The sequence below is a fragment of the Pseudomonas sp. 13B_2.1_Bac1 genome, from assembly GCF_025466155.1.
Classification (GTDB): Bacteria; Pseudomonadota; Gammaproteobacteria; order Pseudomonadales; family Pseudomonadaceae; genus Aquipseudomonas; species Aquipseudomonas aylmerensis.
In genome coordinates this window covers 171,099-192,367 of the sequence record NZ_JANLOH010000109.1, presented here as the reverse complement: position 1 = coordinate 192,367, position 21,269 = coordinate 171,099, and the positions used below count along the sequence as shown (strand labels likewise).

Sequence of the window (21,269 nt, the reverse complement as noted above, 5' to 3'; positions counted from 1 at the left end):
AGAGCCATTACCATTTACACTTCGGTGGCACGCTCATGTCGACCCTCGATCCTTCAACACTTCACCAGCTGTACAGCGAACACAACAGTTGGCTGAAGGGCTGGTTGCGGGTGCGCCTGGGGAATGCTGCGGATGCGTCCGACTTGGCACAGGACACGTTCGTACGGGTGATGACGGCTCGCCACACTACGCCCATCCGTGAGCCGCGCGGCTATCTGAGTGCGATTGCGCGTTCGTTGCTGATCGATAAATCCCGGCGCCGGGCCATCGAGCAGGCTTACCTGCAGGCATTGGCGCTGCGGCCGGAGCCGGTGGAGGTGTCGCCGGAGGTGCGCTTGTCGATCATTGAGATGCTGGTGTCCATCGACACGCTGCTGGATGAGTTGGGCACGCGCACACGCGAGATTTTTCTCGCGGTGCAGTTGGAAGGTCTGAATTACGTAGCGGCTGGCGAGCGATTCGGGGTGTCGGTCACCACGGTGAAAAATCACCTGGTTCGCGCCATGACCCAATGCCTGTTGCTGGTCGAAACCTGATGGCTACACCGCCGGACCTCAAGACGCTGGAGGCCGCCGCCACCTGGTACGTGCAGCTCAATGACGGTACGCCGGACGAGGCGCGCACTCACGCCTGGCAGGCCTGGTTGCAGGCGAGCCCGCAACATGCGGCGGCGTGGGCACGGGTCGAGGCGCTGCAGCAGCAGTGGGCGAAGATGCCTCGCCAGGCGGCGCTTTCCGGTCTGGGCGCGGCGCAGAAACAACGTCGCGCTGTGTTGAAGATTCTCGGCATGCTGCTCGCGGTAGGTGGCTGTTCGTGGCTGGCGGTGGAACAGGTGCCGTATCGCGCGGTGCTCGCACAACACCGCACCCACACCCGGGAACGGCGCTCGCTGAGGCTCGACGATGGCACGCAACTGGAGTTGAACACCGGCACGGCGCTGGATATCCGCTTCGACGCCCAACAGCGGCTGATCCAGCTGTACCAGGGTGAAATCCTGGTGCAGACCGCCAAGGACCCGGCCCGGCGCCCGCTCATCGTCAGCACCGGCGACGGCACGATCAAGGCGCTCGGCACCCAGTTCAGCGTTCGCCAATTGGAAGACAGCACCCACGTCGGTGTGCTGGAGGCCGCCGTTGAAGTCCGCCCGCGCCGCCAACCAGAACAGGCGTTGCGCCTGGAGGCCGGCCAACAGGTCACGTTCGATCACGATGCGCTTGAAAACGCGCGTCCTCTGCCTCCTGGCTCGGCGGCATGGGTTCGCGGCATGTTGAGCGTGGACGATTGGCGCCTCGGCGACTTCATCACCGAGTTGGGTCGTTACCGCCCAGGCGTGCTGCGTTGCGCGCCGCAGGTCCAGGACCTGAGCATTTCCGGCGCGTTCCGCATTGACGACACCGACACCGTGCTGGAGAACCTGAGCAAAACCCTGCCGGTAAGGGTGCGCTACCTGACCCGCTATTGGGTCAGCATCGAACCCGCCTGAAAACTGTTCGCGCGCAGCCTTGCCGATTTTGATCTCATCCCGAACAGTCGGTGGAAGGTTTTTGTGCAGCGGTGCCCGCCATCGAGACTAGTCGGCGGGCGTCATTGACTCAAGCCACCCGCACTCAGTGCCCGGCACTTTGGCCGCCGTCCACATGCAGAATCTCGCCGGTCACGAATGCCGCTTGCTCCAAATAAATAATCGCCTGGGCGATGTCACTCACTTCGCCCATATGCCCCATCGGGTGCAACTTCCCGAGTGCCGCGTGGGTGGGCTCGGCATGCATCGGCGTCTTGATGATCCCCGGGCTCACTGCGTTGACCCGAATCCCGCGCTTGGCGTATTCAATCGCCAGCGACTTGGTCGCCGAATTCAGCCCGCCCTTGGTGAGGCTGGCGAGCACCGAAGGCACGCCGTCGACGGCATGGTCGACCAGGCTGGTGGTGACGCTGACGATGTGGCCGGCGCCGCGTTTTTCCATCTCGGCAATGGCGAGTTGGGTGATGTAGAAGAAGCCGTTGAGGTTCACCGCGAGCACGTTGGCGTAGTCCTCTTGGGTGTACGTGGTGAAAGGCTTGGCGATGAAGATACCGGCGTTGTTGACCAGGCTGTCGATGCGCCCAAAGGCTGCCAGCGCTTCGCGGATGACGCGCTGGGCGGTGTCGGAGTCGCCGATGTCACCGGCGACGGTGAGGATGTTCGGGTCGGTGGACGGCTGGATCGAACGCGAGGTGGCGACCACGCGGTAGTCGAGGGCGCGGTAGGCCTGGACCACGGCGGCGCCGATGCCTTGGGAAGCGCCGGTAACGATGACGACTTTACTCATGATGATGCTCCGGTAATGGATTTGCGGTACTCAGTGGTGGTGATGCCGGCGTAGCCCCAGTTATCGGTGTCGATTTCTTCGATGACGATGTGGGTCAGGTCCGGGCGTTTGTGCAGGACGCGTTCGAGGGTTTCGGTGAACTCGGCGATGACCTGGGCTTTTTGCTCCGGGGTAACGCCGTCTCGGGTGATGCGCAGGCTGACAAAGGGCATGGCAATGGCTCCAGTCGCCGGCCATCGGGGTGATGGGCTGGCAGTGGGGCCAATTTAGGCGTGCGCCTTGAGCGGATAAAGGTGGGGCTGGGTACTTCATTAGTGACGCGGTGTAATGGATCAACAGCGCCGTATTGCTCTATCCTCGCTGGCGTATTTTTCGGTATAACCGAAGCCCACGCGTTGAGAACGGACTCCCATGAACGCCCTGAAGCTGACCTTTCTGCTGGTGATTTTCCCGCTGCTGTTGGCCGCACTCGGCGGTTGGGAGCACCAGCGCGCTGCCCAAACCAGCAACGCCGTAATCGACTACCACCTCAATGTCGAGATCGCCAAGCAGCAACTGCAGGCGCTGGCGGCGCAAGACCCGGCCGCGACCGTCGACCTCGGCAAAGAAAAAATCCGCGTGCAACTGGCGCTCTCGCGGCTGGACAAGATCGAAGCCGAACTGCCCACCGCCCATCACATCAACCGTGCACTGCAGGCGTTGGCACCGTGGGTGATCGGCCTCGGGCTGCTGGCGGCCTTGATTGGCCTCGCGGCGCTGCTCGGCACCCAGTGGGCCGGGCAACGGGCGCAGCAGTCGCGGGAAAAACTCTTGCAGGCGTTCACCCTCGGCAGCCGCTTGCTGCCCTACGTGTTGGTCAGCCATGTGGTGGCGATGGCAGCAACGGTCGCCCTCGCCTTGAGCTATGAAAGTTTGGCGATGTGGCATGTCGGCCGGCTGGGCAGCGGTGAAATCAAGCTGATGGCAGTGCTGGGGGTGGTCGCGGCGTTCTGCGTGTATTCGATCTGGCTGTTGCTCAAACAGTTGCGGCACATGCTGGGCATGTTCAAGCCCGAACCGCTGGAGATCTTCGGCGCTGTGGTGACGCCCGAACAGGCACCGGCCTTGTGGGGCCAGGTGAATGAGCTTTCGAGCACACTGGGTGCATTGGCGCCGGACCATATCGTCGTGAGCCTGGCCCAGGGCTTTTATGTGACGTCCAGCGAGGCCAGTGTGCTGCCGGCGCAGACCCGTTTGACTGGGCGCACCCTGCACGTGCCGCTGCTGCACCTTGGCTTGCTGAGTCGCGCCGAAATCGGCGCGGTGATCGGCCATGAACTGGCGCACTTCGCCGGCGAAGACACCGACTACAGCCTGCGCTTTGTGCCGATCTATGACGGCGTCAATCGCAGCCTGCAGGCTTTGCTGCAAACCCTGCTGGCGAGCGACCTGATCCAGGGCTGGCTGATGCGCCCATCATTTCTGTTCGGCGTGTTTTTCATGCAGCACTTTGATCACGCGGTGAACCATTGGAGCCGCGAGCGCGAGCTGCTGGCGGATGCCGCCGGTGCGCGCGTGGCCGGCAATCGTGCAGCGGCGTCGGCGCTGTTGCGGGTGTCGGTGCTGCATGCCCACGTCGAGGAATCGCTGCTGACGTTATGTGACGCCGCATCAGAAGAAGACTTGCCCCGCGCCGTGCTCACCGCGCTGAGCGGTTGCGAATTGCATCTGCCGCCTGAAGCACTGGAGATTCATCAGCCGCATCCGACCGATTCCCACCCGTCCAATGGCGAACGCCTGCAGGCGCTTGAGGTGCCATTGGACGAGGCGCTGCGCACCGCCACCCGCCCCGTCGACGCCGCCGCGGCGAACGGGCAAATCGATGGTTATTTCAGCGCGCCACAGACGCTGCGCGAGCAACTGTCACGTGACCTGCTCGAGGTGGCCGTCGCCGAGAACGCCGTGCACACTCAACTGCTGGAAACCCTGGTCGTTTCGACAGATGGCGAACGCGCACTGCATGAAGGCGGCGCATGGCGCGGCGTCTTGATGGCGGTATTGACGATACCCTTCGTGCTGTTCGCCCTGTGGATAATGGCCCGCCCCTGGCTGGCCCCGGAGCGCCTGAAAAGCACGCCGTTGTCGACAATCGGCGTGGGCGCCGCCGTCGGTAGCGTCGCGCTGATATTCCTGGGGCTGGGCGTGCGACGGTACAAACGCGCAGCGCAGGTCGCCTTGCGCCTGACGCCGGAGCATTTTGTCTTCGCCAACCTGAAGCAGCCGCTGCCGATCGAGCACATCGCCGATGTCTCGCTGCAGTTCATGCAGGGCATCTGGGTGACGCTGGAGTTGAAGCCGGATGCGCCCTTGCCTGAGCGGCGCAAGACTGCGTTTGGCGTGCCCGGCGCGCGGATCAACAAGAATAAACGCCAAGTGCTGCTGCAGATGGCGCAGCTGTGTATCGACAACCAGAAGATCGAACCCTACGAGGGCCTGAGGCTGATGCTCGACTACGTCAACGCGTCTGTTGCACGCAAGGTCCTGCAGAGCCGGGAGGACTCTGCGCAGGCATAAAAAAACCCCGAACCAGTCGGGGTTTTTATCGCCTTGGATCAGGCGCGACGCCAGATCAATTAGAAAACGTTGATCGGGTAGTCGGCGAACAGACGGATTTCGTTACCGCCTACGTTGTACTGGTCGGCGTTGCTGGAAACACGCAACCAGGACGCACGCGCACGCAGGCTCAGGTCTTTGGCCGGGCCGCTCTGAACGACGTATTTGAACTGGTTGAAGATTTCACGCTCGGTGCCATTGCCGCGGTTGGAACCGTCGTCAATGTTGGTACCGCGCACGTAGGCAACGTTGTAGCTCAGGCCAGGCACGCCGAAGGTAGCGAAGTCGATACCGTAGGCTGCTTGCCACGAACGCTCGTCCTTGCCGTTGAAGTCGGACCAGTAGGAGTTGGCCAGCAGGATGGTGTTGCCGCCATCGCCGATGCCGCCAGCGTTGCGGTAGCCGCCATACAGGTAGCCGGTGTCGCCGGTGCTGCGCTGGTGAGCCAGAGTGAAGCTGTGCGGGCCGACAGCCCACGTGGCGCCCAGGCTCCAGATTTTGTTGTCGCGGGCGTCTTCGTCTTTCTGGTTTTCCAGTGCGAAGCTCTTGTCCAGCTTGGTTTTGTAGCCGTTGAAGTCAAAGGTCAGCGACTGCTTCTCTGGCAGGGCCAGCACGTAGTTGACGTTGACGTATTGCTTCTTCAGCACGTCCTGCATGTCGGAAGCGTAGAGCGCAGCCGACAGGCTTTCGGTGAATTTGTAGCTACCACCGATGTAGTCGATGCTCTTCAGGCGACCGCTGTCGGTGCCTTCCATGCTCTTGCGCGCTTCCTTGGTGAAGTGACCTGCGTCCAGTTGCAGACCGGCGATCTCTTTGGAAACGATCGACGTACCGGTGTAGGTTTCCGACAACAGACGGGAGTTGTCGTACTGCAGTACAGGCACGGCCGGGAACTGATCACCGTACTTGAGCACGGTGTTGGAAACGCGGAACTTCACGGCAGCGCCGCCTTTGGCCAGGTCGTGCGGTGCCGAGCCCGGGTTGTTGCTGCCATCAGGGTTGGTGGTGCCATTGCCCTGCTTGAAGAAGTCGATGCCGCCCGCGCCGGCGCGACCTTTACCACCGTCCAGACGGATAGCGTATTGGCCGATGACGTCCACACCCACACCGACGGTGCCTTGGGTGAAGCCGGACTCCAACTTACCGATGAAGCCTTGGCCCCACTCGGCTTTATCTTGCTTGCCGTTCTTGTAGTCACGGCTGATGTAGGCGTTACGTGCTGCGATGTTCAGGTGGCTGTCTTCAACAAAACCCTTGGATTGCTCCTGGTCGTTGGCCATTGCCTGAGTGGCGCTCAAAATCCCCAGAGCGATCAGACCCATCCGTTGCTTCAACATTTCTTATATTCCTTATTACTGGTTGAGTACGCGCTGTGACACCAGGCTCCGTGTCGCTTTTCTGGTGTCGACTTTTCCAGGAAAAAAGAAAGCCCGCGGACGACTTAACTGCCGCGGGCCTTTTTTATTGGATGAGTCATGGCGGTTAGCCACAGGCGTTGGGCGCAATCCTAGTCGCGCGTTGAACTATGTGTCAATTTCGTGAATCGTCTGTATTTAGGCGAAATAATTCTAAGCAAAGGCCTATTGCCGCTCTGGAAACGACAAAAAATCGCCTTTGGCGACCTCTGAAACACATTTAGTAACATATTTCAAAGCCGATACATTTGGGAATAGATAACGCGCGTAAATGCAAAGCATTACCATTAACGCGCAACTTCCTCCCTAACAATTCGGATACATTTCCCCATGCCAGCCCCACGCCTGATGCCCCTCACCCTTGGGCTCTCTGTTCTGCTGTCTGCAGGTTTTGCCTGTGCGGCGACCACCCTGCCCGAAACCTCGATCAGCGCCGAAGCCGACGAAGACGATCCCCGCGTCAGGGAAACCACCACCGCCACCCGCACCGCCACTGCGGTGCGTTATGTGCCCCAGGCGATCGACTCGGTAAAGACCGAAACCCTGCGCGCCTACGGCACCAATGACCTCGGCCAGGCGTTGAGCGGCATCCCCAACGTGAGCAGCGGCGCCGACACACGTTTCGACAGTTTGCGCATCCGTGGCTTCGACGCGAGCAATGACTTTTACCTGGATGGCATTCGCGACGACAGCCAATACGTGCGCGACCTGCATAACATCGAGCGCATCGAAGTGCTCAAGGGGCCAGCGGCCGTACTTTACGGGCGAGGCGGTCAGGGAGGGATCGTCAACCGCGTGAGCAAACTGCCCATCGCCGGCCACACCTCGAGCATCGAGGCCCAGGGCGGCAGCAATGATTTACGCAGCCTGTATGCCGATCTCAGTGCCGACCCCAGCGACACCCTCAGCCTGCGCCTGAACATGGGCAACCAGGACAACAACAGCTTTCGCGATGGCGTCAGCGGCAATCGCCAGTTGTTCGCACCGTCCATGAGCTGGCAACTGACCCCGGACCTGAACTGGCTGGTGCAATACGAATACAGCCGCTACAACCGCACGCCGGACCGTGGCATCCCCGGCGTCAACGGCCGCCCCGCGGATGTGAGCCGTGGCACCACCTACTTTGACAGCCGCGACTACATCGACGACAAGACCCAGTCGCTGCGCTCCAAGCTGGCCTACGAACTCAATGACAATTGGCAACTGCGCCAGACATTGGGCGTGTTCAAGCTCGACAGCGATTTCGACAACACTTACCAGACCGCCTACGCGCCTGCGACTCACAGCGTCACACGCCAGCGCTGGCAGCAGGACCTGACCACCCTGAATATCTTCAACAACCTTGAGCTCGAAGGTGGCTTCAGCACCTTTGGCCTGGAGCATCGCCTGCTCAGCGGCCTTGAGCTGGGCAGCCAGCGTCGCGATCCCAAGCTGTACACCGCGACGGCCGTCAACCGTGGCGGGCAGGCCGTGCCGAGCCTGGACCTCAACCAGCCGAATCGCCACCTGAGCCACACCGGGCGAATGAGCGTGTCGAGCAACAATCACACTGAAGTCGACAGCCGCGCCGTATACGTACAGGACCAACTGCGCCTGAATGATCAGTGGCAATTGCTCGCTGGCCTGCGCTACGACCGATTTGAAGTGGACACCAAGAACAAGCTGCTCAACACCCGGCAAGCGGTCGAAAGCCACAGCACCAGCCCGCGCTTCGGTGTGGTCTGGACGCCGCTGGAACATCACTCGTTCTACGCCTCGTGGAGCAAAACCTTTTCCCCGGCGGGCGGCGGCGTGATCGGCATCACCCCGAACGCCGCCGGCAGCGTCAACGACCTGAGCCCCGAACTGACCAAGCAGAAGGAAATCGGGGTCAAGAGCGACTGGCTCGACGACCGCCTCAGCACCACCCTCGCCGTGTACGAACTGGAACTCTACAACCGCCGCACCAGCGACCCGCTGGACCGCACTATCACCTTGCTCAGCGGCCTGCAGCGCTCGCGTGGCGTGGAGCTGACCGCCACTGGCAAGATTGTCGGCAATTGGTCGGTGCGCGGCGGCATCGGCCTGCAAGACGCCACGGTCGTGAAGGACAACAACGGCTTTGAAGGCAAGCGCGTCAGCGACGTCGCCAAGCGCAATGCCAGCCTGTTCCTCACCTGGAAACCGGAAATGGGTTGGTACGCGGAAACCGGGCTGACCCTGGTGGGCGACCGTTATGCCGACAGCCTCAACACCGTGGTCATGCCAGGTTATGGTCGCTGGGACGCATTGGCCGGGTTCCGTCAAAAGGAATGGGACCTGCGCGCGGCGCTGAATAACATCGCCGATAAAACCTACTACGCCTCGGCGACCAGCGTGGCGCAGATCCAGCCAGGCGAGCCACGCAGCCTGGTGGTCACAGGCACTTACAGCTTCTAAATTCCCCCTCCACCTGTAGGAGCCGGCTTGCCGACGATAGCGTCGGCGAGATCAGCGCAGGCCCAAGGCCGTCGTCGCCGGCAGGCCGGTTCCTACAAGGGTGCGATCAGTTCACACAGCGCGTGCACTTCTTCCTCACTGAACAACCCCGCCGGGTAGCGTTCACTCATCACGCTGCGCAAGTCAGGCTGCTGCCGGATCTGTCGCGAACCGTTTTCCTTCAACCAGAGCGCCAGCGCATGGATCGCGTCACCGTTGACCCGCAAAGGGTGGAAGGTGCGCGTGTACATCAGGTTGATATCGGCATTCATTTCAGCGCTCTCTCCTACTGCGTGAGCGGCTAACTTACTCAAGGTTTATGACAGAACTGCGCAGTCATCACCCTGGGCCACTGTGACAACACCGATACAAGAGCTATGCCAATGTCCCGTGTTTATAGGCATGCGGACACAAAAAAGCCCGCGACCTTGCTGGGCCGCGGGCTTGCTCAAAACGCTGAAACCGGCTAGCGCCCGCTCATCGCTCGAACGCTGTTACAACTGCACTCAGTTTTTGTGCGGGGGCTGGCTGTTGTTGGGTCAGGCAATGGATATTGCCGCCGCCCAGTAACAGTTCACGGCCCGGCACCATCACCACTTCGTGCTGTGGGAACAGCTGCTGCAGGATCGCCTTGGCCTGGCTGTCCAGCGGATCGTCGAAGCTCGGCGCGATAATGCCGCCGTTGACGATCAGGAAGTTCACGTAGGACCCCGCCAGCCGCACGCTCGGGTTGCGCTCCTGGGTACCGTCCACCGGGTCCACGCCGGCGCATTCTTCCTCGGTGGCGTACAGCGGCCCCGGGATCGGCATTTTGTGCACTGTGAACGCGCGTCCCTTAGCATCGGTGCTGCTTTGCAGGACGTCGAGGGCGGCGTGGCAGCGCGCGTAGTTCGGATCTTGCGGGTCGTCGGTCCAGGCCAGCAGCACTTCACCCGGGCGCACGTAGCAGCAGAAGTTATCCACATGCCCATCGGTTTCGTCGTTGAACAGGCCGTCCGGCAACCAGATGATCTTATCCACAGCCAGGTTGGCGCTCAGCACCGCTTCGATCTCGCCACGGTCCAGGTGCGGGTTGCGATTGCGGTTGAGCAGGCACTCCTCGGTGGTGATCAAGGTGCCTTCGCCGTCGACGTGGATCGAGCCGCCTTCGAGCACAAAGCCCTCGGTGCGGTAGCGCGGCGCGCGCTCGATTTCGAGGATCTTGCCCCCTACCTGCGAGTCGCGGTTCCACGGCGAATACAGGCCGCCGTCAAAACCGCCCCAGGCGTTGAAGTCCCAGTTCACGCCGCGCACTTCGCCGCTGTTGTTGATCACGAAGGTCGGGCCGGTGTCACGTACCCAGGCATCGTCACTGGACATTTCCACCACGCGGATATTCGGCACATCCAGGCGGGCGCGGGCGTTTTCGTACTGGCCGGCGGACACCGCCACGGTCACCGGTTCAAAGCGCGCAATGGCCTTGGCTACCGCGACGTGCGCCGCCTGCGCTGGCTTGCCGCCCAGGCGCCAGTTGTCCGGGCGTTCTGGCCAGATCATCCAGGTCTGGGTCTGGGGCGCCCATTCGGCGGGCATGTAGAAGCCATCGGCGCGGGGTGTGCTGTGCAGGGTGGTCATGGCGTTCAGGACTCCGAATGGGGTGAAGGCCGACTTTATAACGGATAAAAATCGGCCTTAAAAGCGATAAACGATCATAGTTGATAAATATGACAATAAATAGCCGATAACAATCGACTACCTACACAAGCTCATCCAGCACCTTCGACAGCATATCGACGAAGAAATCCACACTGCGGCGGGAGGTGACCATCGGCGGCTTGATCTTGAGGATGTTCAAGTAATCACCGGTAGGCTGCATGAAAATCCCCAGCTCGCGCAGGCGCTCGCAGAGCAGCGCGGTTTCTTCGGTGGCGGGTTCCAGGGTGTGGCGGTCGCGCACCAGCTCCAGGCCCAGGTAGAAACCCGAGCCGTGAACGGCGCCGACCAACGGGTGGCGGTCGATCAATGCTTCCAAACGCGCCTTGAAATGCCCGCCGACCACTTGGGCGTTTTCCCACAGCTTTTCTTCCTCCATCACATCCAGCACTGCCATGCCGATGCGGCAACTGACCGGGCTGCCACCGGAGGATGAGAAGAAATAGCCCTCAGCCTCCAGCGCTTCGGCGATTTCGCGGCGGGTGATCACCGCCCCCAGCGGCTGGCCATTGCCCATGCCTTTGGCCATGGTGATGATGTCCGGCACCACGCCCTGCTCTTCAAAGCCCCAGAAAAAGTGGCCCATGCGGCCATAACCGACCTGCACTTCATCGGCGATGCACACGCCGCCCTGAGCGCGCACCAATGCATACACCTGCTGCAGATAGCCAGGCGGCAGCGAGATGCCACCGGCATTGCCGTACACCGGCTCGCAGATGAAACCCGCCAATTGACGTTTGCTCGCGGCGATTTTCGCAAGGTTGTGTTCCACGCTTCGTACATAGTCCGGCGCGCTGTCCTGCCCGCGGAACTCGCCGCGATAGGTATTGGGCGCGGTCACCGGGTGCACCCACTCCGGACGACTGCTCAAGGCCTGGGGGTTGTCGGCAATCGAAGTCGAGACCGCATCCGCTGCCACCGACCAGCCGTGGTACGCCTCCAGCACGCTGAGCATGTCGCGCCCGCCGCTGTAGGCCCAGGCCAGGCGGATCGCCAGGTCGTTGGCTTCGGTACCGCTGTTGACCAGGAAGACCCGGTCCATGCCCGCCGGCGCCAGCGCCAGCAAGCGCTCGGAAAACTCGGCAATTGCCGCGTAATGGAAGCGCGAGTTGGTGTTGAGCAGCGACCACTGGCGCGCCGCCACCTCGGCCATGCGCGGATGGCCATGGCCCAGCACCGCCACGTTGTTGAGCATGTCCAGGTAGGAGCGGCCCTGCATGTCGATCAGGTGGTTGCGCCAGCCGCGCTCGATACGCGGCGGATCGGCGTAATAGTGTTTCTGCGAGCGGGCGAAGCTGGCATCGCGGCGCGCCAGCAGGGCCTCGGGGTCCAGCTCGGGCTCGGCATCGCAAGCCAGCCCCAGCAGCGCGGCCGGCGAGGGGCACAGCACCTGCCACGCCTGCGCGCGCGAGGGCGTGCAGAACAACGGCGCCGGCAGCTCGGTACGGCACAGTTGCACGGTGAGCGGGCCTTCGACTTCGCCGATAACCTGGCCCTTGAGCACCGCAGCGCCCGGCCGCAGCGATGCCTTGACACCCCACAACCGCACATTGGCTTCACCGCTGTGCACGCGCAGTTCGCCGTTGGCGCCCAGGTGCACAGTGCCCGCAAACGGCGCTTCGACGGAGGTACCCTGGGGCACGTGCAGCTCGACGTGCAATGGGAACGTCTGCGGCTCATGGGCACTGTCGGGCTGAGTCCGTGACAAACGGTACTGCCCATAACGACTGGCCGCCAGGCCATGCACCGCAGCCGCGTCCTGCAGCAAACGCTGATCGGCGCCGGCATGTTCCCAGTTGCCCGCCTCGAAATGCGCGCTGAGCACGCCCAGGTCGATCAGCGCAAATTCGCGCCCCACCAGCCCTGGCAACAATGGCGCGAAGCCTTGGCTGACCAGCGCTGCAGGCGCCTGCCCGACGCTGCTGAGAATCGCCGCTTCCATCAACTCAAACGGCACCGATGTCGCCACATGGAAGATTTCCCACTCGTGCTCGGCGTTTTTCAACAGGTAACTGTTATCCGGATCCAGGCGTTGCTGCTGCTCGCTGCTGAGTACCAGCACGGCCGCGCGGGCGACGATCAACGGCCACAGCACCTGCAATTCTTCGAGCTGCAGCGGTGTCACGGCATGGCAAGCCCGGATCGTCGGCAAGATCGCAAACGGGTCGCCCTCGGCATGGTGCAACAGGGCGGCGCAGGTCACGGACAGGTCGGCGATGCGCCAGGTGTGCACCAGGTCGCCGAAATCGATCACGCCCTGGACTTGCCAAAGGCGCTGGGCATCGCGCTGCCAGACCACGTTGTCGTCGGTGATATCCATGTGCACCGCTTGCCACGGCAAGCGCTCGGCCAAGGGCCGGATGCGTTGCTCGACCTGCTCGGCCACCTGCTCCAGGGCCGCGCGATGCGGCAGGTTTTCCAGGCTGGCCAGCAGGTGGGTGATCAGTTCCCGTGCATGGCGCGGGTCCCATTGCAGGGTGCGTTCCAGGCCCGGATGGGCAAAAGACGCGAGGGCCAGGCTCATACGGCCGCACAGGTCGCCGAAGCCCGCGATCACCTCACGCCCCAGGTGTGGCAGGTGGGTCAACGGCTGCCCGTCGATATAATCCAGCAAACGCACATGCAGGGTTTGCCCGTCGAGGTTGACGCTCAGCAATTCGTCGCCGCTCAAGGCCTGGATGACCTTGGGTACACGCAGGCCGGCTTGCGCCTGCAAGCTGTTGAAGGCCGCGTGCTGGGCGTGCAACTCCACAGCGGCGTAGTCGCCCCGGCAGATTTTCAGAACAAAGCGCCCGCGCGGACTGTCGACCTTGTAGTTGAGGTCCTGTTGGCTGCCCAGTGACTGCAATGTGCCCGCGAGGCCGTAATGTTGCTCAAGCAACTGCGCCGCCTGATCGGGGCCTACTTGCGGGCAGGGTAGACTGGCGCGATGAATCAACGTGGCGAGCAACATGGGGTGGCCTCGGTTTTTTTTCAGGGGTGTATATCGCCATTGTTCGGGTAAGTTAAGCAACCCCCTGGGTACAGCGCGCTTGCGCCGTCCTCCCGCACAACTCAAGCTATGCTCATTCGCTCAAGGTCCGTCTAAGGAAAAGGCCCAACGACATGCGCATTCTCATCACCGGCGGTGCAGGATTTATCGGCTCTGCCCTGATCCGCCACCTGATTCAACATACCGAGCACGAAGTGCTCAACTTGGACAAACTCACTTACGCCGGCAATCTCGAGTCGCTGACCAGCATCGCATCGAACAGCCGCTACGAATTCGTCCAGGCCGACATCATCGACCAAGCCGCTATCAGCGCGGTACTGGCGCGCTTTGAGCCCCAGGCGATCATGCACCTGGCGGCGGAGTCCCATGTCGACCGTTCGATTGACGGCCCGTCGGACTTTATCCAGACCAACATCGTCGGCACCTACAGCCTGCTGGAGGCCGCGCGCGCGTATTGGCTCACGCTGGCCGAGCCTGCCCAGAGCGTCTTTCGTTTCCATCACATTTCCACCGACGAGGTGTACGGCGACTTGCATGGCGTGGACGATCTGTTCACGGAAACCACGCCTTACGCCCCCAGCTCGCCGTACTCGGCGAGCAAGGCGGCATCCGATCACCTGGTGCGCGCATGGCACCGCACCTACGGCCTACCGGTGTTGCTGACCAATTGTTCAAACAATTATGGGCCCTTCCACTTCCCCGAAAAGCTTATCCCGCTGGTGATTCTCAACGCCCTCGCAGGGAAGCCATTACCCGTCTATGGTGATGGTTTGCAGGTGCGCGACTGGCTGTTCGTCGAAGACCATGCACGCGCCTTGCTAAAAGTGGTAACCGAGGGCGCAGTCGGCGAAACCTACAATATTGGCGGCCATAACGAGCAAAAAAACATCGATGTGGTACGAGGTATCTGCGCACTGCTGGAAGAGCTGGCACCGCAGCGCCCTGCCAATGTCGAAAAATTTAGCGACCTGATCACGTTCGTCAAAGATCGTCCAGGCCATGATCAACGCTATGCGATCGACGCCCGCAAGATCGAACGCGAACTGGGCTGGGTTCCCGAAGAAACTTTCGACACCGGCCTGCGCAAAACTGTGCAGTGGTACCTGGACAATCTGGAGTGGTGCCACAGGGTCCAGGATGGCAGTTATCAGGGTGAACGATTGGGCAATACCAACATGAAGGATCTGATTGCATGATGAAAGGAATCGTATTGGCGGGTGGCTCTGGAACGCGCCTGCACCCGATTACCCTGGGTGTGTCCAAGCAACTGCTGCCGGTGTATGACAAGCCGATGATCTACTACCCGATCTCGGTACTGATGCTGGCGGGGATCAGGGACATTCTGGTGATCTCCACCCCTGTGGATTTACCGCAATACCGCAACTTGCTGGGCGATGGCAGCCAATTCGGTGTGCGCTTCACCTACGCGGAGCAACCGTCGCCGGACGGCTTGGCCCAGGCGTTTATCATTGGTGAAGAGTTTATCGGTGATGATCCGGTCTGCCTGATCCTGGGCGACAACATTTTCCACGGCCAGTATTTCGGCGAGCAGTTGCGTGCTGCGGCCAAACGGCCGTCCGGCGCTACGGTGTTTGGCTATTGGGTCAAAGATCCCGAGCGATTCGGCGTGATCGACTTCGACACAGAAGGCCGCGCGCTGTCCATCGAAGAGAAGCCCCTCAAGCCGAAGTCGCCTTACGCGGTGACCGGTCTTTATTTTTATGACAACGATGTGATCGAGATCGCCAAGGCAGTGAAACCCTCACACCGTGGCGAGCTGGAGATCACTGACGTCAACAACGCCTACCTCAAGCGCGGCGACCTGCATGTGGAACGCTTCGGCCGAGGGTTTGCCTGGCTGGATACAGGCACCCATGACAGCTTGCTCGAAGCCTCGCTTTACGTGCAAACCATTGAACATCGCCAGGGCTTGAAAGTGGCGTGCCTGGAAGAAATTGCTTACCAGAACCGCTGGATTAATCGTGAGTATTTGCTGGAAAGAGCCAGATATTTTGGCAAGACCGGCTATGGTCAATACTTGTTTACCCTCGCAGGGGATAATCCATATGAATGTATCCGCCACTGAGTTGCCCGGTGTCTTGATCATCGAGCCGAAGGTTTTTGGCGATGAACGCGGTTTTTTCTATGAGAGTTTCAATGCCCGGGATTTTGCGCTAGCCACCGGGCTACAACAGCAATTTGTGCAGGACAACCACTCACGTTCGCAGAGAGGCGTGTTGCGTGGCCTGCACTATCAAGTCGAACACGCACAGGGAAAATTGGTGCGTGTGACCGCGGGCGAGGTGTTGGATGTGGCGGTGGATATCCGCCAGAGCTCACCCGCGTTCGGCAAATGGGCGGGGGTCAGGCTGTCGGCCAATAACAGCCGCCAGCTGTGGATTCCGCCAGGGTTCGCGCATGGCTTCGTGGTGCTCAGCGACTACGCCGAATTCCTCTACAAGACAACCGACTACTACACGCCTTCAGCCGAACGCTGTATTCGCTGGGACGATCCGGAACTCAATATCGACTGGCAACTCAGCGGCGCTCCGACCCTGTCCGCCAAAGACCAGAGCGGTAAAAGCCTCAAAGACGCGGATCTATTCCCATGACCCCGCGTTTAAAAATCCTCATCACCGGCCAACACGGCCAAGTCTCCCTGGCGCTGCAACAGCGGCTGCAGGATCTCGGCGAACTCATCGTGCTGGGCCGCGATCAGCTCGACCTGGCTGACGTCGACCAGATCCGCCAGCAGGTCCGTGCCCAGCGCCCCGACCTGATCATCAATGCCGCGGCCCACACTGCGGTCGATCAAGCCGAAAGCGAAGCAGACGTTGCCTTCGCCATCAACGCGATTGCCCCCGGCGTCCTCGCCGAGGAAGCCGAGGCCCTGGGCATCCCGTTGATCCACTACTCTACCGACTACGTGTTTGACGGCAACAAACCCGCGCCCTACACCGAAGTCGACACACCGAACCCCCTGGGCGTCTACGGCCAGAGCAAGCTGGCGGGTGAGCAGGCGATTGCCGCCGTGGGTGGCGAGTACCTGATCCTGCGCACCAGTTGGGTCTACTCCAACCACGGCAAGAATTTCCTGCTGACCATGCAACGCCTGCTGCAGGAAAAACCGCACCTGCGTATCGTCGCCGACCAGATCGGCGCGCCGACCTGGGCCAGCACGATTGCCAACAGCACCCGTGCCTTGATCGACCGCTGGCAGGCCGGCAAGGCCGGTGAATGGGGTGTCTACCACCTGACCGCCCAGGGCGAGACCTCTTGGTTCGGCTTCGCCGCGGCGATCGCCGAGCAGCTGCGCGCCGGCGGCACAGCCTGTGCCGAGCTGGAAGCGATTCCCTCCAGCGCCTACCCGACGCCCGCCAAGCGCCCGCTCAACTCACGCCTGGATTGCAGTCGCCTGCAGCAACAATGGCAGGTCAGCCAGCCACAGTGGCAAGACGCATTGCGCGAGTGTCTTGCAAGGCAGCACTAGGCATAATGCGCCTGTACCCACAGGCGCACGACTCCCATGAACCCACCCCTTCCGCGAAGACCCCGCTGGCGCAGCCTCGCCCTGTTGGCGTTGTGCCTGGCGCCGCTGCTGTGGCCGCTGGAGCACTTGGCCGAGCGCTATTACCGCAGTGAACTGGCCGGGCAGAACCGCCAGACCCTCGACCTGTACGTGGCCAACCTGCTCGGCACGCTGCATCGCTATGAAGTGCTGCCGCAGATTCTCGGTGACTTGCCGGCCCTGCGCACGGCCCTGGATGCGCCGCAGGTGAGCACCAACCTGGTCAACGCCAACCTGCTGCTCAAGGACGTCGCGGCCCAGGCCGGGGTGGAAGTGATGTACCTGATGGACACCACCGGCAAGACCCTCGCCGCGTCCAACTGGGACAAACAAGACAGTTTCGTCGGCCGCAATTTCTCCTTCCGCCCCTACTTCAGCGAAGCCATGGCCGGGCGCCTGGGGCGCTTCTTCGGGCTGGGCACCACCTCGGCCAAACGCGGTTACTTTTTCGCCGCCGCCGTGCGCGATGGCGCCACCATCATCGGCGTGCTGGTGGTCAAGGTCGACCTGGACCACACCGAGAGCCTGTGGGGCAACACCCCGGAACAACTGCTGGTCACCGACCACAATGGCGTGGTGATCCTGACCTCGCGCCCGCAATGGCGCTTCCGTGCCACTCGGCCACTGACCCCCGAAGAACGCCAGGCCATCATCGCCATCCAGCCCTACCCGACCCGCGACCCGCAGCCATTGGCACTGAGTTCCACGGCGTGGCTGCGCCAATCCACAGCCATCGCCGAGACCGGCTGGAACGTGGAGATCCTGGCGCCGCGCTCGCTGATCAACCGCCCGGTGCGCACAGTGGTTGCGGTGGGGGGCGCCACGCTGCTGGTGTTGATGCTGCTGCTCGGCCTGATGATGCAGCGCCGCCGCCACTATCTGGACCGCATTGCCTTCGAAGCCAAGGCCCGTCGTGAGCTGGAAATGCGCGTGGTCGAGCGGACCAGCGACCTCGAAGGCCTCAACCGCCGCTTGAAGCAGGAAGTGCTCGAACGCGAACACGCCCAGCAGGAACTGGTGCGCGCCCAGGATGACCTGGTGCAGGCCGGCAAACTGTCGGCTTTGGGCACCATGTCGGCGAGCATCAGCCACGAACTCAATCAGCCCCTGGCGGCGATCCGCAGCTACGCGGAAAACGCCGAGATCCTGCTCGACCACGAGCGCACCAGTGATGCGCGGGGCAACCTCAAGCTGATCAGCGAGCTGACCGGGCGCATGGCCTCGATCATCGCGCACCTGCGCGCCTTTGCCCGCCGCGACCGCCATGCGCCGGAAAGCGTGGCGCTGCAGCCGGCACTGGACGACGCGCTGGCCTTGCTGGCCAAGCGGCGGCGGTCGATGGAAGTCGAGTTGATCCGCGATTTGCCGGAAGCGACCCTGTGGGTACAGGCCGGCGAAACCCGCTTGCGCCAGGTACTGGGCAACCTGCTGGCCAATGCCCTCGACGCCCTCACCGAAAAAGGCCCGCCGCGCAAGCTCTGGCTGAGTGCCCAAACCACCGAACAGGGCGTCAACCTGTACATTCGCGACAACGGCCCGGGCTTTTGCATGGAAGCCTTGGGCCGCGCCAGCGAGCCGTTCTACACCACCAAGACGCGCACTCAAGGCCTGGGGCTGGGGCTGGCAATCTGTGACACCCTGATGCGTGCCTTTGGCGGCGAGCTGTTGTTCGCCAACCACAAGGAAGGCGGCGCGCTGTTAACCTTGAAATTGCGTGCCGGCTCGCCGGGCGTCAGTCTGCAACCGTCCGAGGACCGCAGTGTATGAGTATCGATAACCAGATTCAGGTGGTGTTGATCGACGACGATCCACACTTGCGTCAGGCCCTGTGCCAGACCCTGGACCTGGCCGGGCTGAAAGTCCTGACGCTGGGCGAAGCCACCGGCCTTACCGCACGCCTGTCCCGCGATTGGCCGGGCGTGGTGGTCAGCGACATCCGCATGCCCGGCATGGATGGCCTGGAGCTGCTGGCCGAACTGCACGGCCAGGACGCGGAGCTGCCGGTATTGCTGATCACCGGCCACGGCGATGTGCCGCTGGCGGTGCAGGCCATGCGCGCCGGCGCCTATGACTTCCTGGAAAAACCCTTCGCCAGCGACGCCCTGCTCGACAGCGTGCGCCGCGCCCTGGCGCTGCGCCGCCTGGTACTGGACAACCGCAGCCTGCGCCTGGCCCTGAGTGATCGCCAGCAACTGAGCACGCGGCTGGTCGGCCACTCCCCGCAAATGCTGCGCCTGCGCGAGCAGATCGGCGCATTGGCGGCGACCAAGGCCGATGTGCTGATCCTCGGTGAAACCGGCGCCGGCAAGGAAGTGGTCGCGCGCGCCTTGCATGACTTGTCGAGCCGACGCAGCGGGCCGTTTGTGGCGATCAACGCCGGCGCCCTGGCTGAGTCGGTGGTCGAAAGCGAGCTGTTCGGCCATGAACCGGGCGCCTTTACCGGCGCGCAGAAGCGGCGTATCGGCAAGTTCGAATTCGCCAACGGCGGCACGCTGTTCCTCGACGAAATCGAAAGCATGAGCCTGGATGTACAGGTCAAGCTGCTGCGCCTGTTGCAGGAGCGTGTGGTCGAGCGCCTGGGCGGCAATCAGCTGATTCCACTGGATATCCGCATCATCGCCGCCACCAAGGAAGACCTGCGCCAGTCCGCCGACCAGGGCCGCTTCCGAGCCGACTTGTACTACCGCCTCAACGTCGCGCCGTTGCGCATCCCGCCGCTGCGCGAGCGCGGCGAAGATGCGCTGATGCTGTTCCAGCACTTTGCCGACGAAGCCAGCAGCCGCCACGGCCTGCCGCTGCACGAGCTGCAACCGGGCCAACGCGCGCTGCTGCTGCGCCACAGCTGGCCGGGCAATGTCCGCGAACTGCAGAACGCTGCCGAGCGCTTTGCCCTGGGCCTGGAGCTGGCGCTGGACAACACGCCGGACAATCCGGCGGCCGGCGTACTGACCTCCACTCCGGGAGGCTTGAGCGAACAAGTCGAACAGTTCGAGAAGAGCCTGATCGCAGCCGAACTCACACGCCCCCACAGCTCCCTGCGCAGCCTCGCCGAAGCCCTGGGTGTACCGCGCAAGACCCTGCACGACAAGCTGCGTAAACACGGCCTGAACTTCGCCGACAGCGGCAACCACAGTACCGACGACGAATGACCCCGCCCACCCATCAAGAGGCACCCATGAGCCGCGACAGCCGTTACCTGGAATCCATCCTTCACCACGACATTCCCCTCACCCGGGAAATGGGCCTCAAGGTGCTCGACTGGCAACACGGCCAATTGCAGCTGCACCTGCCCTTGCAGGCCAATATCAACCACAAGAGCACCATGTTCGGCGGCAGCCTCTATTGCGGCGCGGTGTTGGCGGGTTGGGGTTGGCTGCACCTGCAGCTGCGCGAGGAAGGCATTGAAGACGGGCATATCGTGATCCAGGAAGGGCAGATCAGCTATCCGCTGCCGGTGGCGCAGGATGCGACGGTGATGTGCGCAGCGCCGGAAGAAAAGGTGTGGAAGCGCTTCGTCGCCACCTATAAGCGTTATGGCCGAGCGCGTTTGACCCTGGAGACATGGATTGTGAATGAGGGCAGCGAGGCGCGCGCGGTGGCGTTTACTGGCCAGTACGTCCTGCACCGCTAAAAGCATAAGCGTGGGAGCGGCCTAGCCTGAACCCCGCGCCCGACGCAGTTGCCATGTGGGAGCGGGCTTGCTCGCGAAAGCGGTGGATCAGCCAACATGTTCGGTGACTGGCATACCGCCTTCGCGGGCAAGCCCGCTCCCACATTGGGGGATGCGTCGTCCGCTCTTGCGGTGCAACCCGCCAATTCCAACCGCACAGCCAAACGCGAAGCTTCACACCGTTCAAAAATGTGGGAGCGGGCTTGCTCGCGAAGGCGGTGGATCAGCCAACATGTTCGGTGACTGGCATACCGTCTTCGCGGGCAAGCCCGCTCCCACATTGGGGGATGCGTCGTCCGCTCTTGCGGTGCAACCCGGCAATTCCAACCACACAGCCAAACGCGAAGCTTCACACCGAGCAAAAATGTGGGAGCGGGCTTGCTCGCGAAAGCAGTGGATCAGCCAACATGTTCGGTGACTGGCATACCGCCTTCGCGGGCAAGCCCGCTCCCACATTGAGAAGCGTCTTCCATTGCTGCGGCGCAAGGCCCGGCAATTCCAACCGCGCAGCCAAACGCGAAGCTTCACACCGATCAAAAATGTGGGAGCGGGCTTGCCCGCGATTGCGGTGGAT

At 62.3% G+C, this 21,269-nt stretch carries 17 protein-coding genes; 11 read left to right on the top strand and 6 right to left on the bottom strand.

Annotation, left to right across the window (positions count from 1 at the left end):
* Nucleotides 1-35 precede the first annotated feature (35 nt).
* Nucleotides 36-536: a sigma-70 family RNA polymerase sigma factor gene (locus NTD80_RS28385; RefSeq protein WP_065899638.1), complete on the top strand. Its 501-nt coding sequence runs from the start codon at nt 36-38 to the stop codon at nt 534-536.
* Complete coding sequence (locus tag NTD80_RS28380; RefSeq protein WP_262135661.1) at nt 536-1,483, top strand: FecR domain-containing protein; 948 nt, start codon at nt 536-538, stop codon at nt 1,481-1,483. The genes NTD80_RS28385 and NTD80_RS28380 overlap by 1 nt, the downstream gene beginning before the upstream one ends.
* 124 nt (nt 1,484-1,607) lie before the next feature.
* Here NTD80_RS28380 and NTD80_RS28375 read toward each other — a convergent pair whose 3' ends face one another.
* Together NTD80_RS28375 and NTD80_RS28370 are read right to left on the bottom strand one after the other, a co-directional pair.
* Complete coding sequence (locus NTD80_RS28375; RefSeq protein WP_262135660.1) at nt 1,608-2,309, bottom strand: SDR family NAD(P)-dependent oxidoreductase; 702 nt, start codon at nt 2,307-2,309, stop codon at nt 1,608-1,610.
* Nucleotides 2,306-2,521, bottom strand: coding sequence for a tautomerase family protein (locus NTD80_RS28370; RefSeq protein ID WP_065899633.1), 216 nt, complete (start codon nt 2,519-2,521; stop codon nt 2,306-2,308). The genes NTD80_RS28375 and NTD80_RS28370 overlap by 4 nt, the downstream gene beginning before the upstream one ends.
* Before the next feature lie 199 nt (nt 2,522-2,720).
* Between NTD80_RS28370 and NTD80_RS28365 the strand changes: the two genes are divergently transcribed.
* Nucleotides 2,721-4,862 (top strand): M48 family metallopeptidase, encoded by a 2,142-nt coding sequence (locus NTD80_RS28365; RefSeq protein ID WP_262135659.1) that lies wholly within the window; start codon nt 2,721-2,723, stop codon nt 4,860-4,862.
* A gap of 59 nt (nt 4,863-4,921) precedes the next feature.
* Here NTD80_RS28365 and NTD80_RS28360 read toward each other — a convergent pair whose 3' ends face one another.
* Nucleotides 4,922-6,238, bottom strand: coding sequence for an OprD family porin (locus NTD80_RS28360; RefSeq protein ID WP_065899631.1), 1,317 nt, complete (start codon nt 6,236-6,238; stop codon nt 4,922-4,924).
* Nucleotides 6,239-6,646: 408 nt separating this feature from the next.
* Here NTD80_RS28360 and NTD80_RS28355 point away from each other — a divergent pair, with 408 nt between their 5' ends.
* Nucleotides 6,647-8,734, top strand: coding sequence for a TonB-dependent receptor (locus NTD80_RS28355; RefSeq protein ID WP_262135658.1), 2,088 nt, complete (start codon nt 6,647-6,649; stop codon nt 8,732-8,734).
* A gap of 92 nt (nt 8,735-8,826) precedes the next feature.
* On the opposite strand, the gene NTD80_RS28350 is transcribed toward NTD80_RS28355, so the two are convergent.
* The 3 genes from NTD80_RS28350 to NTD80_RS28340 all read right to left on the bottom strand — a co-directional run bounded on the left by NTD80_RS28350 (nt 8,827) and on the right by NTD80_RS28340 (nt 13,418).
* Entirely contained in the window at nt 8,827-9,045 is a 219-nt protein-coding gene (locus NTD80_RS28350; protein ID WP_065899629.1) for a hypothetical protein, read from the bottom strand.
* 205 nt (nt 9,046-9,250) lie between these two features.
* Nucleotides 9,251-10,387, bottom strand: a complete 1,137-nt coding sequence (aguA, locus tag NTD80_RS28345) for an agmatine deiminase (protein ID WP_262135657.1) — start codon at nt 10,385-10,387, stop codon at nt 9,251-9,253.
* A gap of 121 nt (nt 10,388-10,508) precedes the next feature.
* A complete protein-coding gene (locus NTD80_RS28340) occupies nt 10,509-13,418 on the bottom strand; it encodes an aminotransferase (protein WP_262135656.1) in 2,910 nt (969 codons plus the stop codon).
* A gap of 152 nt (nt 13,419-13,570) precedes the next feature.
* On the opposite strand from NTD80_RS28340, the gene rfbB reads away from it, so the two are divergent.
* From rfbB to NTD80_RS28305, 7 genes are read left to right on the top strand one after another with little or no spacing between them, the layout of a single operon-like run.
* The gene (rfbB, locus tag NTD80_RS28335; protein WP_262135655.1) at nt 13,571-14,653 is read left to right on the top strand and encodes a dTDP-glucose 4,6-dehydratase; all 1,083 of its coding nucleotides are present in this window, start codon (nt 13,571-13,573) and stop codon (nt 14,651-14,653) included.
* The gene (gene rfbA, locus NTD80_RS28330; RefSeq protein WP_201143341.1) at nt 14,650-15,543 is read left to right on the top strand and encodes a glucose-1-phosphate thymidylyltransferase RfbA; all 894 of its coding nucleotides are present in this window, start codon (nt 14,650-14,652) and stop codon (nt 15,541-15,543) included. The genes rfbB and rfbA overlap by 4 nt, the downstream gene beginning before the upstream one ends.
* Nucleotides 15,524-16,069 (top strand): dTDP-4-dehydrorhamnose 3,5-epimerase, encoded by a 546-nt coding sequence (rfbC, locus tag NTD80_RS28325; protein WP_201143340.1) that lies wholly within the window; start codon nt 15,524-15,526, stop codon nt 16,067-16,069. The genes rfbA and rfbC overlap by 20 nt, the downstream gene beginning before the upstream one ends.
* Nucleotides 16,066-16,947: a dTDP-4-dehydrorhamnose reductase gene (rfbD, locus tag NTD80_RS28320; protein ID WP_262135654.1), complete on the top strand. Its 882-nt coding sequence runs from the start codon at nt 16,066-16,068 to the stop codon at nt 16,945-16,947. The genes rfbC and rfbD overlap by 4 nt, the downstream gene beginning before the upstream one ends.
* 36 nt (nt 16,948-16,983) lie before the next feature.
* Nucleotides 16,984-18,792: an ATP-binding protein gene (locus tag NTD80_RS28315; RefSeq protein WP_262135653.1), complete on the top strand. Its 1,809-nt coding sequence runs from the start codon at nt 16,984-16,986 to the stop codon at nt 18,790-18,792.
* Complete coding sequence (locus NTD80_RS28310) at nt 18,789-20,174, top strand: sigma-54-dependent transcriptional regulator (RefSeq protein ID WP_065899621.1); 1,386 nt, start codon at nt 18,789-18,791, stop codon at nt 20,172-20,174. Before NTD80_RS28315 ends, NTD80_RS28310 begins: the two co-directional genes overlap by 4 nt.
* A gap of 26 nt (nt 20,175-20,200) precedes the next feature.
* Nucleotides 20,201-20,656 carry a thioesterase domain-containing protein gene (locus tag NTD80_RS28305; protein ID WP_262135652.1) on the top strand — a complete coding sequence of 152 codons (456 nt, stop codon included), beginning with the start codon at nt 20,201-20,203 and terminating at the stop codon, nt 20,654-20,656.
* Nucleotides 20,657-21,269: the final 613 nt, after the last annotated feature.

Excerpts from the sequence above, each read along its gene's own strand:
- NTD80_RS28385 (WP_065899638.1), top strand. The coding sequence starts at position 36 with ATGTCGACCCTCGATCCTTCAACACTTCACCAGCTGTACAGCGAACAC.
- NTD80_RS28380 (WP_262135661.1), top strand. The coding sequence starts at position 536 with ATGGCTACACCGCCGGACCTCAAGACGCTGGAGGCCGCCGCCACCTGG.
- NTD80_RS28375 (WP_262135660.1), bottom strand. The coding sequence starts at position 2,309 with ATGAGTAAAGTCGTCATCGTTACCGGCGCTTCCCAAGGCATCGGCGCC.
- NTD80_RS28370 (WP_065899633.1), bottom strand. The coding sequence starts at position 2,521 with ATGCCCTTTGTCAGCCTGCGCATCACCCGAGACGGCGTTACCCCGGAG.
- NTD80_RS28365 (WP_262135659.1), top strand. The coding sequence starts at position 2,721 with ATGAACGCCCTGAAGCTGACCTTTCTGCTGGTGATTTTCCCGCTGCTG.
- NTD80_RS28360 (WP_065899631.1), bottom strand. The coding sequence starts at position 6,238 with ATGTTGAAGCAACGGATGGGTCTGATCGCTCTGGGGATTTTGAGCGCC.
- NTD80_RS28355 (WP_262135658.1), top strand. The coding sequence starts at position 6,647 with ATGCCAGCCCCACGCCTGATGCCCCTCACCCTTGGGCTCTCTGTTCTG.
- NTD80_RS28350 (WP_065899629.1), bottom strand. The coding sequence starts at position 9,045 with ATGAATGCCGATATCAACCTGATGTACACGCGCACCTTCCACCCTTTG.
- aguA (WP_262135657.1), bottom strand. The coding sequence starts at position 10,387 with ATGACCACCCTGCACAGCACACCCCGCGCCGATGGCTTCTACATGCCC.
- NTD80_RS28340 (WP_262135656.1), bottom strand. The coding sequence starts at position 13,418 with ATGTTGCTCGCCACGTTGATTCATCGCGCCAGTCTACCCTGCCCGCAA.
- rfbB (WP_262135655.1), top strand. The coding sequence starts at position 13,571 with ATGCGCATTCTCATCACCGGCGGTGCAGGATTTATCGGCTCTGCCCTG.
- rfbA (WP_201143341.1), top strand. The coding sequence starts at position 14,650 with ATGATGAAAGGAATCGTATTGGCGGGTGGCTCTGGAACGCGCCTGCAC.
- rfbC (WP_201143340.1), top strand. The coding sequence starts at position 15,524 with ATGAATGTATCCGCCACTGAGTTGCCCGGTGTCTTGATCATCGAGCCG.
- rfbD (WP_262135654.1), top strand. The coding sequence starts at position 16,066 with ATGACCCCGCGTTTAAAAATCCTCATCACCGGCCAACACGGCCAAGTC.
- NTD80_RS28315 (WP_262135653.1), top strand. The coding sequence starts at position 16,984 with ATGAACCCACCCCTTCCGCGAAGACCCCGCTGGCGCAGCCTCGCCCTG.
- NTD80_RS28310 (WP_065899621.1), top strand. The coding sequence starts at position 18,789 with ATGAGTATCGATAACCAGATTCAGGTGGTGTTGATCGACGACGATCCA.
- NTD80_RS28305 (WP_262135652.1), top strand. The coding sequence starts at position 20,201 with ATGAGCCGCGACAGCCGTTACCTGGAATCCATCCTTCACCACGACATT.